We start from the raw sequence: 12,903 nt of genomic DNA, 5'->3' as shown, positions 1-12,903 counted from the left end.
AGTTGGCGCAGACTTTTTAGGAAAATTGAAATATTGCTCACCGAACAGCCCCACACCACAGCGTTCGCAGTAGTTCTTCGAATACGACAGACGGAGCTCAGAAGGCTCAAACCTTTTCCGACAGCTGTAACAGCTGGGTTTAATCATCTTATGCCCCAGGCAAAATGGTGGTTGATCAAAACGACTGCCGCATGATGTTCTCGATAGTTGCCGTTGGCAACACAACGGGATTGGCCTTCATGGAAGAAGAACTGGCAGCCGCTTTTGAGGCTGCAATGATGTGCTCTTCCGTCACCCCGATTGACTCAAGCCCGAGTAGGCCACTTTGGATGATCCATTCATGGAAACGGGGCAAAGCCTGGTCCGTCGAGGTACAGAATACCTCGGCAATCCAGCCAATCACCTGATCGATACGGGCCTTGTGTTCGGCTTCCGTCACGCTGTCACGGTTCGCCGCAATGCCCGCCGGTAACAGCGCGCCGCAGATGGCGCCGTGGGGCGCACCGCATAGACCGCCCAGCGGGCCGGCAAGGCCATGGACAACCCCGAGCCCAGAGTTCGCCAGCGCCAAGCCCCCGAACAGGCTCACCTGCGCGAGGGCGTCGCGAGCCTCTTTAGATTCTCCGTTCATCAGCTGCTTTAACGCCGCAAGGCCCTTGGGAATCGCCTCCTTGCACAACATGTCCGTGAACAGGTTGGCGCGGGAGGAAAGATAGGGCTCGATCACCTGGGTGATGGCGTCAAGCCCCGAGTGCAGGCTGACGTGCCGGGGGCAATTGTCGGTCAGTGCAGGGTCGACCAAAGCCAGATCCGGAAGCAACTGGTTATCCCGAAGGCTCACCTTGCGCTGAGCGTCCGGAATATCGATCACCGCGTTGCGAGTGACCTCGGCGCCCGTACCCGAGGTGGTCGGCACCAGAATCAGCGGCAGGCGTTTGGCCGTTAAGGGCAGACCGTCTCCAACCACCTCGAGGTGACGCATCAACTCAGTGTCACTCGGCAGCATCGCCGCCAGCACCTTGGCGGAATCCATAACCGAGCCGCCACCAATGCCAAGCACCAGATCGACACCCAGCTTCTTACCCTGATCTACCGCAGCCGTGAGCGCATTCAGGTCGGGCTCTTTTTCGACAGAAAGGGTTTGCACGATCTCAACCGTGGTCAATGACTCGAACACCTCAGCCAGCCGACCAGGATTGCTACCGTGCACGATCAGTGCTCGCTTACCCAATTTCGTTGCCCGATCGTTCAACTGGGTTATGTACCCCCTCCCGAACACGATTTCCGTCGGGGTTACCAAGTTAAAAGCGCCTACCATAGAAAGTCGTCCTGGAGGTTAAAAGAGATGCGCACTGCATGAACACTCAGTGTCAGGCTGTGTATAGCATTCTGACATCTACGTTTCACCTTACTCCAGAGCTTATTCGCGCCACTCAAAACTTTCGCCCTTCCGTTTGTCAGCCAATGCAAATCATTAACTCTAACGCGTAGCCGGTTCTTTTTCCGATGCACCAGTTCCGTCTAAGATTCGTAAGTCTCGATTCGAACTTCTTGAAAAGGTACTTTTGTGTCCACCAGTGTGCAGATCAGCGACATTAACCTGAGCTATCCGACAGACTCAGGGGCCGTATCGGTACTTAAAAACGCCTCACTCACGGTGCCGCCGGGCGACACACTGGCGATCACCGGGCCGTCTGGCAGCGGCAAAACCTCCCTGCTACTGCTGCTGTCTGGCCTGCAGCGCCCCACCAGCGGTGAAATACTGGTGGGCGACCAGCGACTCAGCGAGATGGACTCCAACACCCTGGCCGACTGGCGCAGTGAGCATCTCGGCATCATCTTTCAGTCCTTCCACCTGCTGCCGGGGCTGACCGCACTCGGCAATGTCAGCCTGCCGCTGGAAATAGCCGGGCAGCCCAACGCCCGGGAACAAGCTTTGTCGATGTTGGATTCGGTAGGCCTGAGCCACCGGCTGCAGCACTACCCGGAACAGCTCTCCGGCGGCGAACAACAACGGGTGGCCATTGCCCGGGCGCTGGTGCACCAGCCAAGCCTGTTGCTGGGAGATGAGCCCACCGGCAACCTGGACCAGGAAACCGGTGAAAAGGTGCTATCTCTGCTGTTCGATCTGCACGAGCAGAGCAAATCCACCCTGGTGCTGGTGACCCACGACGAGCGCGTTGCGCAACGCTGCCAGCATCGCGTACGCATGGAAGGCGGGCGTTTGTATGAAGCGTAATGCCTCTACCAGCGCATCCCCCACCCGTATCCTATGGATGCTGAGATTCGCAATCACCGATCTGCGTTCGCGAATTTCTGCACTGAAAGTCTTTCTGGCCTGCCTGATTCTGGGCGTCACCCTGGTTGCGGCCACGGCCAGCCTGTACCGGGTTATTGAGCACAGCCTGCTGGCAGACACCCGGGCCATTCTGGGGGGTGATGTTGAACTGGACACTAACAAGCCTCTGCCGGATGACGTGCTCGAGTGGATTCGCAAAACCGGGCGCATCTCGCTGGTGCGCGAGTTCGACACCATCGTTAGCAGTGAATCGGGCGATGGCTTTTTCCGGGCCGAGATACTGGTTCCAGATGCAGCCTACCCTCTGTACGGCGAGCTGCAACTGGCACCGAACCAATCCCGTACAGACTTGACGGCAAAGCAAGGGGAGTTCTGGGGCGCGGTTATAGATCCGTTGCTGGCGGAGCGTCTGGAGCAGTCGGTAGGGGATGAGCTTCAGATTGGTGCCGCCACCTTCCGCATCACCGGGCTGATAGAGAAACAGCCTGACCGCAGCCTGAACGCCAACTGGCGCGGCCTACCCGTGATGATTTCTGAGCAAGCGGTGGATGCCACCCAATTGATCCGCCCCGGCAGCCGCGTTGACTACGAGTACCGGATACAGACCGAGCGCGACCTGGACCTGTGGCTGGAAGAATTCGAACAGGCTTTCCCTGACACCCGCTGGGACATCACCACCTTTGCCGAACGCAGCGAACGCATCGCCGAACGGCTGGACCAGATCGCCACCGCGCTGATTCTGATTGCCTTCACTACCCTGTTTATTGGCGGCCTCGGGGTTGCCAACAGTATTCGCGCTTACCTGGATGAAAAACTCGGCACCATCGCCACCCTGCAGACTCTGGGACTGCGGCGCCGACCACTGGTGGGCATCTATTTGCTACAGATTGGTCTTATGGGTAGTCTGGCGGGGCTGATCGGGGGCGCCATAGGCCTTGGGCTTGCCGCGGTTGCCATCGGTGTGGCGGGCGATGCCTTTGCACTGTCGGGGCCGGAGGGCACTTCCTCCTGGCTGCAGCTCTGGCTGCTGCCGCTACTGCTTAGCTGGCTGTTTGCAGTGCTCACCGCTTATGTCTTCGCGCTGCCTTCCCTGGCCAAGGCGCTGGCCGCACCACCGGCGGGGCTGTTCCGGGGCCAGGTTCAGGCCGCCAGCCATGAGCCACGCAAATGGCGTATCGCCAGCTATCTGCTGCTGGCTGTGTATATCGGCGCTACACTGCTGGGGCTGCCCTCCCCCGAGCTGGGCTTCCTGTTTTTATTGGCGGTGATCGTGCTTTGGGGCCTGCTGGAAGCTGATAAAAGGCCTGCGCCATGGCGCAAAAACGCTGGAGAACAGCGGTTTTGCCGGTGGCAACTTTGCCCGCCGGCTTGCCCTGGCCAATCTCCACCGGCCCGGTTCACCGCTGCGGGCCACGCTATTATCCCTGGGTACGGCGCTGACACTCGTGGTCGCCTGTACTCTTCTGGTCACCACGCTGCTCAGGGCACTGGAAACCACCATACCGGCCGAATCCCCCGCGCTGATCCTCTATGACGTGTTTCCAGACCAGATGGAAGAGGTGGAGAACGGCCTGACCTCCCTGGACGCCTCCAGCAGCACCGAACTGCTGCCGCTGGTACGTGCTCGACTTGCCAAGGTCAACGAGCAACCCATTGCCGAGCTACTCGCCAACGACTCACAGGCCAGGCGCGAGGCCATGGGCGACGAATACAAGCTCAGCTACCTTTCCGGCAACCCAGAGGGTCTGGAACTGGTATCCGGACAATGGTGGACGTCGCCCGCGCCCAAGGGCGCGCCAGTGTTCATGGCCATGGAAGATCGGGAAGCCAACGAGCTGGGGCTGTCGGCTGGGGATCAGGTGCAGTTCACAGCCCAAGGCCAGCCAATTACCGCGGAGATCAGGGCCATCTACCGACAGAAAGGTCTTCAGACCCGATTCTGGTTCGAAGGCATTCTGCAAGACGGCGCTCTGGACAACCTCATCAGCCGATACGTTGGCGCGGTTTATCAAAGCGACCCTGCTGCAAAGACCTCCCAACAGTGGCTGGCCCGGAACATCCCCAACGTGATCACCCTGCGCACCGCCGACTGGCTGCAAACCGCCGGCAACCTGCTCAACAAGGCTGCAGCCGGTCTCGCCGCCGTGGCTACCGTGAGCTTGCTGGCCAGCCTGTTGGTGCTATCGAGCGTGGTCAGTGTGAGCCGCCGCCGGCAACTCTACGAGGCCAATCTATTGCACTGTCTCGGAGCCAGGCACCAGGCCATTCGGCAAGCCATGCTCCTGGAAACCGGGCTACTGACGTTCCTTGCAACCGTCTTCGCCACCGCGCTTGGGGCACTGATCGCCCTGCCCCTGGCGGATCTTGCGCTGAAACTGCCGGCCGGCGATCTCTGGTGGCTGGGTGCGATGGTGGCGGGTATCGTCAGCTCACTGGCGCTGCTTGGTGGCTTGCTGCCCACACTGAAGGCCATGCGACTCAATCCGGCGGTGTTATTACGGGAAGGAGGATAAAACCAAGTGGGTCCAGATCAGTTCCGGCTTGGGGCATCTGATCGGCAATGCCCGGCGTTCAGGCCGGGCACGAGTTCAATACGAACCCCGTACTTGTCCAAAATCTCGCACAGCTGTTGGCCATCTCGGATCTTCTCAAAACCGCGCTCGAACGCCCGGGCAATGGCGTAGGATCGGTCGGAATCTTTCGGGGACAGTGCCAGGTAACCGGCATGGCGCTCAATGAGGCAGCCGGCGTTCATCAGGCCTTCGCGATTGCGACTGAATTCAAACAGAAGCCGATCATCGAGAAGCGCATCAACGCGTTCCCGTCTTACCAGCTCGCGGAGGCGGTTGGATACGTCATCTCCCCCTATCAGAGTTACGCGCCCACCCAGATTGTTCGCAATATAAGCGTCCATTGCTTTGCCATAGGTGTAGCCTGACGTGGCCACAAAATCCATGTTCGCGAGAGACGACAAGCCGGTGTAGCGGCGGGGGTCATCCTGCGGAACGTAGAAGCAATATTCGGTCAGCGACACCGCATATGAGGGAAAGATAAAATTGGGGGCCTCGTCCTTGAACGCAGGCAATACGGCATCGATTCGACCGTTCCTTGCCTCAAACAGCGCCCGGTCGTAGGGCAGGTTTTTGTGCACAACGTCATGTCCCTCGGACTCCAGCGCGGCACGGGCAATATCAACGGTGAATCCCGAACGTGATCCAGACGAATCACAGGCGTAAGGACACCAATAGGAGGGCGCGGCAATCGAGACAGTGAGCGATTTCCCGGTCTGGCTTTCAGACCACGCGGGTGAAAACGCCAGTGACCAGAACGTGCAAAGAAGAGCTTTAGCGGCGATTTTCATCGCTATTCTCATCGTTCTGTTGCCTTTCAAAGGAACATGCCGTTGAGGCCAAGCACTGTCAAGATCGGGGCTCGATCAACCTGCCCCTATTACTTCTTCTGGTTTGCCTGCTTTGACGCAGAGTAGGAAAGTTGTCCACTCTCGCCTTTGCCAATCTGCTCAACGGAACCGCCAGCTTTGAGAAAAGCAGCAGTCTGCTCTTCAATGGTGGCTGACGTTAATGTCGCTTTTTCGGCTTTCTTGCTCATTGTGCTCTCCACGTTATTTGTTGGCTTTTTCACCAACCTCAAACCGTCATAGTATCCTAAATGGGGAGAAATTGTTTAACGTAAAACCGGTGACCTCTGAACACTTCTTCAACGCGATGCCCTATGCCACTCCCCTTCAAACCTTGCTCGACACCCTCACCCAATGCGGCCGGGTCGAGTGGATTGGTATCCGCCCCGCCCGTAATGAGGCCATGAAAGCACTCGACACGGAGACGGTGACCAGGCACAAGCCTGGAAGGCGATCGCTTCAAGGGCCGCGAGATTAGCTGCCTTCCCGAGCTCGCTTAGAGAGACTCAATCAAGCGTACCTTTGAAGCCTTTATTCGACGACACAGGAATACAATAGTTTTCTCCCTTCCGCTCAGCCTTCCGCCCATTCAGACTGCTCGGATCTTCGTCTGAAAAGACATACCGAACCGTCCAGTTTCCATCAGGCCCCGGTGTCATCTTGATAACAACCGTATCCCTGAACAGGTACTCTCCCGGAATTCTGTTCTTGAACCACAAAACACCATCAATGAGATAGTCCGTAGCAGACACCGCCAGCTCAACCGCAATAACCAAGGTACGGCCTCGCTCAACGGTTACTAAGTCACTGTCTAAAAAACTTGAAAAGATGACCGGGGAGCGTGCTTCACTAAGGCCAACACTTTGAGGTTTGAACAACTCATCAAACGAGCGAAGAATGGCGCTGAACGTTTCTTTGCGCCTTTCTGTAAGCCGATAATTGCCTTGCCCGCGTGGCGAAACTGTCACCTCAAAATAATAGGATGCGCGAACCTCTTTCCCATTTGCTTTTGCCTCTTCTACCTCTTTCGGCAAAGGAAGCGCTTCTACGCCAGAACCCCGTCAACCCGAACATCCCCAAAGAGAAAGCGAACCAAATTCTGATAGCCTTCTTCCGAGTTCACAATCCCGTACGAACCACTGTGGCTGCGATACACAAAAGCCCTTGGAGCACCTTGAATACTGGCATTTTCAATACTTACCAATCCATCACTCATCTCGCCCGCCAGCATCCGGGATAGTCCCTTAGCCGCTTCGTAATCCCGATGATTAGTACCCACCAAACAAAAAAATCTATCTGGATCGAAATGCCCCCCCAAGGTATCTACACGAGTACTTTCCGGGGGCAAGCCAAGGTATTTAGCCATCACCTTTCGGTTGAAGTTGTTGATATCCCACAATCCAACAAATGCCGGCACATTTAACCCCGCCATCTCGATACCATTGTGGGGGGTGGCGTAAGTGAACACTCGCTCCACGGATTGGCGGATCACCTCACTTGCGACACTTTTATTCTGAAGAAGGCAGCGACAAATAAGTCCCCCCATCGAGTGTGCCACCAAATGCACCTTAAACTCGCGGCTATCAACTACCTGACCATCAACAAGTTCCCTGCGGATGTTCTCAATCAGCTTTCCGAGCTGTTTTGCCGCCTCAAAAATGGAAAGCGCCTCGCCATCTCCAAAGAGTTTGTCCGCCTTGTCATAGTATCGGTAGATAACAACGGTTTTTTTTCCAATTTTCCGATCCAGCTCCTCCCCTGATGAAAACGCGTCCTCGTATCCGTGTTCTTTCATTAACCGTACCATCGGCGATTCGAAGACCTGCTTGTACACTCTACCGTCCCAAGACTGTCGAACTCGCGTTGCCCCAAGATTGAAGCCCATGTGAGGCATATCAACAACGACCTCAACCTCCTTTGGGGTCATTGCATATCCCCGAACGTAAATAATTGGATGGTGATTCCCTTCTGGCATCCTCAAAATCCTTTTGTCAGTCGAATGTTTAGTACGGCCAGAAATTTCAGTAATTATAGAATCTCAGCCACTTTGTCGCTCGCCTGGACAAAAATTAAATATTTCCCGGTTTCCTTATTATTTTGCCGGCAATGTCTATGCTGATGATATGAGTCGACCGGTCAGGTAAGCAGTGAAGCGCGGAACAAAAGAGCGTCTCGAGGCCGAAAACTGATTCAGTTAAAGGACACTAAAAGGGCATCCACATTCACAGGGAGTGGTTATGCGACTTTTCGACGTCTTTACAGGTCTTGCTGCGTTTCTATGCCTTGCTATCCCCTCGACAACCTTCGCATTGTCAGAGGGAACGCCGGTACCCCCCGGCCAGTACGATGCTATTGGTCGGGTCAACGGCTGTTCGGGTACGCTGATATCGCCGACACAGGTTTTGACCGCGGCGCACTGCTTTTGTCCCGGCGACAAACTGGGCGCCTGCAAGCCTCGGGCGGAGTTCAAGATGTTCGGCGTGCACCCGGTCGACAACCCGGCAACGAGTGTGAACGAGTCGGCTTATCCGACCGATGTCACCATCCCAGGCACGCTGCGCTTTCATCCCCAATACAGTCAGCCGACCTGGAACCTGAACGACTTCGCCGTGCTCGACCTCGACATGCCAGCCTACACCAAGGCTCCCAGCGTTCAGCCGATCCCGCTACAGAACCCAATTGTTATGCCAAGGCTTGGAGAGACACTCTGGTTGGTTGGCCACGGCCACACCGGAACCGATTGCAAAGGACCACGGCAGAAGCGATGGCTGGCCCTGCCTACGGCCGAGGTTATCGCCCACGCCGTGCGTTTCATACAACCAGGAAGGAATGCCTGCCCCGGCGACTCGGGGGGCGCGGTGCTAGACCAGACGGGACGACTCGTCGCCGTCATCTCCTGGATCGGAACCGAAACGAACACCCGCCCAACACACACCAGCTACAACTGGATAGCGGGGCTGCCTAATACTCCTTACGGCAGTTGCGGCTGGTATCCGGTGGGAAGGCAACAAAGCCACGTTGCTGGCGCCGCTTGGTGCCCCTCGGGGCAATTTCTGACTCAGTTCGACCTCGATGGCGACCGGGGCCTTGATGACCACGATGCACCGATTGTGGGTCAGGCTCGGTGCTGTGCTCCGGCAGCTACGCCGTCCGCCTGGAGCCAGTGTAACTGGGTCCGGGTTGGCCGCGGCAGCCACCAGGCCAGCGGCGCCTGGTGCCCCGCAGGTAGCTACATTACTCAGTTTGACCTCGACGGTGACAGGGCGCTTGGAGGTGGCGATGCACCGATCGTAGGCCAGGCGCTGTGCTGCCGACACGCCTCGCCACCCGTCAATAACTGGGGGTCCGCCGCCTGGTGGCCGGTTGGGTTGCAACAGAGCCACGGGGCAGGCAAAGCCTGGTGCCCCTCGGGAGCCTACCTGGCGGCCTTTGACCTTGACAGCGGCGGCCAGACTCACGACTCGCCATACGTGGGTCAGGCACTCTGTATCAAACCACGGCCCTAGAAAGCGATGGAGTAATCATCGATGCCCAGCAAACCCGTCTGGCAAAACCCGGCCGTCGTCGCCGCGATCATGGCCGCTTTGATAGGCGGGGTTTTCGGGGTAATACAAGTCATTATCCCCTTACTCGATGGGTGGATCAGAGACAACAACGGGCAGGAAGAGCCGTCACCCTTGAAAATTGCCACCGACCCCAGAGAGGTGACCGTTCAGGCAAGTCGCATGCTCGGGAATACCGACACACCCATCAATCAAAGGATCGAACTTATCAGGCGCTTAAACAAGGCGCCGGCGAGGGTGCGCCAACGGGCTACCACAAAGACGCCATCAATATTTTAATTCGTTATTTGCGGCAAGCCGTGGGTGAACGGCGGCATGTCAAAGATAAGTTCGGGCTACCCTATCTGCGCAAGGACATAGATGGTCACCAGTATGAGCCGGACCCAAGGCTTTCAAGGCCTCTCAGTATAATCGCCGCGTTAGAGGCGCTAGACACAATCCGGGATGCGGCTCCCGCGCCCGTTGAGGTGAAAATCTCCAACATTAACTTCAGCTATATGAACCTGGCTTCTCTGGATCTTTCTGGCTTCAACGCCAGTCACTCCATCTTTTTGTCGGGCTTTCTTTCGGGTTGCGACTGCCGGGGAACAAACTTCAACAATGGTGACCTGCGTGGAGTTGTCGTCTGGACTGAGGAGCAAAGCCAGTTTGACCGGGCACAATTCAACAACACCCAGCTTGACCGTTCCAAATGGGCCAATGTGAGTCTGACCGATGTAGACTTAACCCGGGCGATCGGCCGACCTGCCGTATGGCAGGACATTGAGCCCGAAGATATTCAGAAGCTCTTCAAATGAGGGCCACGATCACCCTACCTATTGAGCCTGAGAAACAAAAAATCAGGTACGATTTCTGCGCGTCAGCCCCTCCTTGCCGCCCAACTCTCCGATAATCAGCAACAATATGCGGAAAACCGAGCTCTACGCTTAATACGCCTTACGATAGTTACCCTGATAATCGAAAATCCGCTCCTGCACCTGCCAATAGTGCTTCTGATTGCGGGCAATAACGAAATCCGGGGCTGGCAACAGCGCTTGAATCTCAAGCACCTCATCAGCGCTGCTGAACACCTTCGGGGCCTGGCTATTGGCAAAACGACGCCCGAACAGTTTGTTAAACACGTGGCGCTGTGCCGGTTTGCTGAAATCAAAAGACTCGCTGAGTTCTTCCCCATCCTCACCGTGATAGGTGATCTTAAGCTTGCCGTCGCTGTTGCTGTTAAAAGCACTTAACGTGATCCCGGCACAACGAATCACCATGGCATCTTTAAGTTTCAGGGCATCTTTGAGCTGATCATCCGGATCGATAATGGCTTGCTGGCACTGGTGACACTTACGGGCCGCGATATCGTTCTCGCCACCACAGTGTGGGCACTCCTTGAAACGGAATCGGTAATCGCACTGTTCAGGGCGCTCGCTCTCCGCCTCTGCCCCACTCTCTTCCGCGGGCTCCAGCAGCCCCTGACAACGGCGACCATAATGCTCAACAACCCTGCCGTCACTGTCTGTTTTGCCCCAGAAAATATTGGCAAAACCACAGCCCGGGCAGAATACCTGCACCGGCTCACTGTCGGAATTCGGTTTCGGCTCCCCCACCTCAGGGTGATGCAGGTTCACATGGTTGCCCGCGTAATCGATCACCAGGCAATCCTGTTTGCCTTCGTCCAGCCGAAGCCCCCGGCCCACAATCTGCTGGTACAGGCTGACCGACTGGGTGGGACGAAGAATGGCAATGAAATCGACGAGGGGTGCATCAAAGCCCGTGGTGAGCACGGAAACATTCACCAGATACTTCAACTGCCGTTGTTTGAAGCGCTGAATCAACAACGCCCGGTCATTCAGATCGGTCGCGCCGGTAATCAGGGCGGTTTGATGTTCCGGCAGATAGCCGGCGATCTCCCGCGCATGATCCACAGTGGCCGCAAAGATCATCACCCCTTCGCGCTCGGCGGCGAGTTCCATCACCTGCTCGATGATGGCGCGGGTCACCCGCTGATGTTTGCTCAGCAGCTGGTTAACGTCCTTCTCGGCGTACTCGCCAAAGCGGTCCTGAGACAGCGCCAAGAAATCGTACTGCGCCACCGCCGCATTCACCAACTCGGGCCTGGTGAGAAAGCCCCGGTTGATCATATAACTCAGCGGGAGTTCGTAAATGCAGTGCACAAAGGCTTATCTTGCTCTTCATGAGAGCCGCGAACAAAACCCCGGTAGTGATAGCGATAGATCCAGCCCATGGCCAACCGATAGGGTGTGGCGGTTAGTCCAAGCACTTTCAGGGTGTCATTCTGTTGCCGCAGCAGCTCGATGATCCGCTGGTACTGGCTGGTCTCTTCACCGCTAACCCGATGGCACTCATCGATGATGACCAGGGAGTATTCATCCCTGAACCGATCCAGATTGGCCGATACCGACTGCACGCTGGCGAAGGTCACCTGATGCCGGCTCTCCTTGCGTTTTAACCCGGCGGAGAAAATGCCGCCCTCTAACCCATAGCTCTGGTATTTGGCGTGGTTCTGCTCCACCAGCTCCTTTACGTGGGTCAGCACCAGGATTTTGCGCTTGGCAAGGCGAGCCAACTCGGCAATGACCAGACTCTTCCCGGCACCGGTCGGAAGCACAATCACCGCCGACTCATCTGATCTTCGGAAGTGCTTTAACGTGGCATCAACCGCTTCCTGCTGGTAAGGCCGCAACGTAAAGGGGGAGTTCATGGTGCAGTGAACAATCGCTCTCAATGTGAAAGGGAGGCCATACTAGCAAATAGCGCTGCCGTTAGCTGGCAGGCGTTCGGCGACTGTCCGGCCGTTCTCGCCGCTGGGCGCGGGCCAGCCGGCGGCTTTCTTCCTCGCGCTCTTCCAGCATGCCCTGCACATAGCTGATGTGCTCACCGGCGATGCGCCGGGCATCATCGGCGCGGCCTTCCATGATGGCGTCGAACAAAGCCTGGTGCTGCGCAACGAGCGAGTGCCTGGTCTCGCTGCGCAATTCATACATGCCACCAATATTGGTTACCGTACTTCGCTTGAGCAGGTCGAACAGGCCGCGAATGGTGTGCAGCAGCACGAAATTGTGGCTGGCCTCAGCAATCGCCAGGTGAAAACGCGCATCGGCGGCGCCTTCTTCAGCGCGCGTTGCCTTGCCCTCACGGGCATAGCAGTCCTGCAGCTCATCAAAGGCGCTCTGCAGCTGTGCGCGATCAAGGTCGGTGGCGCGCCGGGCGGCGTAGTAGGCGCAGTCGGCTTCCAGGGTATGGCGAAACTCCAGCAAGTCGTGCTGGGCTTCGGGGCGGCCCTCAATCAGGGCCAGCAAGGGATCGCTGAAGCTCGAACCCAGTGAGTCACTGACATAATTACCGCCACCCTGGCGGCTGATCAGCAGCCCCCTGGCCACCAGTTTTTGCACTGCCTCCCGTACCGACGGCCGCGACACGCCGAACCGCTCCGCCAGCGCACGCTCCGCCGGCAACCGCTGTCCCGGCTGCAGCGTGCCTTCGAGAATCATGGTTTCCAGCTCCTCGACGATGTTGTCGGAGAGCCGGTGTTGGCGAATATGCCCCATTTCCATTGCCCAACCTTTGGTCTTACCAATTTACAAAAAGAGTAACCATTGACCTTCTTTTGATCA

The 12,903-nt window shown here is 57.0% G+C and carries 11 protein-coding genes and 1 pseudogene; 5 read left to right on the top strand and 7 right to left on the bottom strand.

Annotated elements, in window-relative coordinates; genetic code table 11:
• Positions 1–175 precede the first annotated feature (175 nt).
• Positions 176–1,318 carry an iron-containing alcohol dehydrogenase gene (locus tag AU14_RS05095; protein ID WP_041339478.1) on the bottom strand — a complete coding sequence of 381 codons (1,143 nt, stop codon included), beginning with the start codon at positions 1,316–1,318 and terminating at the stop codon, positions 176–178.
• Positions 1,319–1,567: 249 nt separating this feature from the next.
• Here AU14_RS05095 and AU14_RS05090 point away from each other — a divergent pair, with 249 nt between their 5' ends.
• From AU14_RS05090 to AU14_RS20685, 3 genes are read left to right on the top strand one after another with little or no spacing between them, the layout of a single operon-like run.
• On the top strand, positions 1,568–2,239 hold the full coding sequence (locus AU14_RS05090) for an ABC transporter ATP-binding protein (RefSeq protein WP_094191157.1): 672 nt from the start codon (positions 1,568–1,570) through the stop codon (positions 2,237–2,239).
• 37 nt (positions 2,240–2,276) lie between these two features.
• The gene (locus tag AU14_RS20690; RefSeq protein WP_236744399.1) at positions 2,277–3,833 is read left to right on the top strand and encodes an ABC transporter permease; all 1,557 of its coding nucleotides are present in this window, start codon (positions 2,277–2,279) and stop codon (positions 3,831–3,833) included.
• Positions 3,745–4,812: an FtsX-like permease family protein gene (locus tag AU14_RS20685; RefSeq protein WP_236744397.1), complete on the top strand. Its 1,068-nt coding sequence runs from the start codon at positions 3,745–3,747 to the stop codon at positions 4,810–4,812. The genes AU14_RS20690 and AU14_RS20685 overlap by 89 nt, the downstream gene beginning before the upstream one ends.
• A gap of 17 nt (positions 4,813–4,829) precedes the next feature.
• Here AU14_RS20685 and AU14_RS05080 read toward each other — a convergent pair whose 3' ends face one another.
• From AU14_RS05080 to AU14_RS19770, 4 genes are all read right to left on the bottom strand, one after another.
• Entirely contained in the window at positions 4,830–5,660 is an 831-nt protein-coding gene (locus AU14_RS05080; protein WP_041339477.1) for a substrate-binding periplasmic protein, read from the bottom strand.
• 89 nt (positions 5,661–5,749) lie between these two features.
• Entirely contained in the window at positions 5,750–5,908 is a 159-nt protein-coding gene (locus AU14_RS19610; RefSeq protein ID WP_169745956.1) for a hypothetical protein, read from the bottom strand.
• 315 nt (positions 5,909–6,223) lie between these two features.
• Positions 6,224–6,751: a hypothetical protein gene (locus AU14_RS19775; protein ID WP_201773511.1), complete on the bottom strand. Its 528-nt coding sequence runs from the start codon at positions 6,749–6,751 to the stop codon at positions 6,224–6,226.
• Between the two features lie 11 nt (positions 6,752–6,762).
• Complete coding sequence (locus tag AU14_RS19770; protein ID WP_201773510.1) at positions 6,763–7,551, bottom strand: esterase/lipase family protein; 789 nt, start codon at positions 7,549–7,551, stop codon at positions 6,763–6,765.
• A 403-nt stretch (positions 7,552–7,954) separates the two neighbouring features.
• Between AU14_RS19770 and AU14_RS05070 the strand changes: the two genes are divergently transcribed.
• A complete protein-coding gene (locus AU14_RS05070) occupies positions 7,955–9,223 on the top strand; it encodes a trypsin-like serine protease (RefSeq protein WP_041339476.1) in 1,269 nt (422 codons plus the stop codon).
• A gap of 131 nt (positions 9,224–9,354) precedes the next feature.
• On the top strand, positions 9,355–10,077 hold the full coding sequence (locus AU14_RS19320; RefSeq protein ID WP_148312718.1) for a pentapeptide repeat-containing protein: 723 nt from the start codon (positions 9,355–9,357) through the stop codon (positions 10,075–10,077).
• Between the two features lie 129 nt (positions 10,078–10,206).
• On the opposite strand, the pseudogene AU14_RS05055 reads toward AU14_RS19320, so the two are convergent.
• Positions 10,207–11,990: pseudogene (locus AU14_RS05055) on the bottom strand (DEAD/DEAH box helicase).
• A gap of 61 nt (positions 11,991–12,051) precedes the next feature.
• Complete coding sequence (locus AU14_RS05050) at positions 12,052–12,843, bottom strand: GntR family transcriptional regulator (protein WP_041339470.1); 792 nt, start codon at positions 12,841–12,843, stop codon at positions 12,052–12,054.
• Positions 12,844–12,903 lie beyond the last annotated feature (60 nt).

The sequence above is a fragment of the Marinobacter similis genome, from assembly GCF_000830985.1.
GTDB classification, from domain to species: Bacteria; Pseudomonadota; Gammaproteobacteria; order Pseudomonadales; family Oleiphilaceae; genus Marinobacter; species Marinobacter similis.
Note: the sequence above shows the minus strand (reverse complement) of the source record. Positions and strands in the feature narration are given on the sequence as shown.

What these genes read in the sequence shown, in the direction of transcription:
- AU14_RS05080 (WP_041339477.1), bottom strand. Translation starts at nt 5,660, where the DNA reads ATGAAAATCGCCGCTAAAGCTCTTCTTTGCACGTTCTGGTCACTGGCG.
- AU14_RS05070 (WP_041339476.1), top strand. Translation starts at nt 7,955, where the DNA reads ATGCGACTTTTCGACGTCTTTACAGGTCTTGCTGCGTTTCTATGCCTT.
- AU14_RS20690 (WP_236744399.1), top strand. Translation starts at nt 2,277, where the DNA reads ATGCTGAGATTCGCAATCACCGATCTGCGTTCGCGAATTTCTGCACTG.
- AU14_RS05050 (WP_041339470.1), bottom strand. Translation starts at nt 12,843, where the DNA reads ATGGAAATGGGGCATATTCGCCAACACCGGCTCTCCGACAACATCGTC.
- AU14_RS05095 (WP_041339478.1), bottom strand. Translation starts at nt 1,318, where the DNA reads ATGGTAGGCGCTTTTAACTTGGTAACCCCGACGGAAATCGTGTTCGGG.
- AU14_RS19610 (WP_169745956.1), bottom strand. Translation starts at nt 5,908, where the DNA reads ATGAGCAAGAAAGCCGAAAAAGCGACATTAACGTCAGCCACCATTGAA.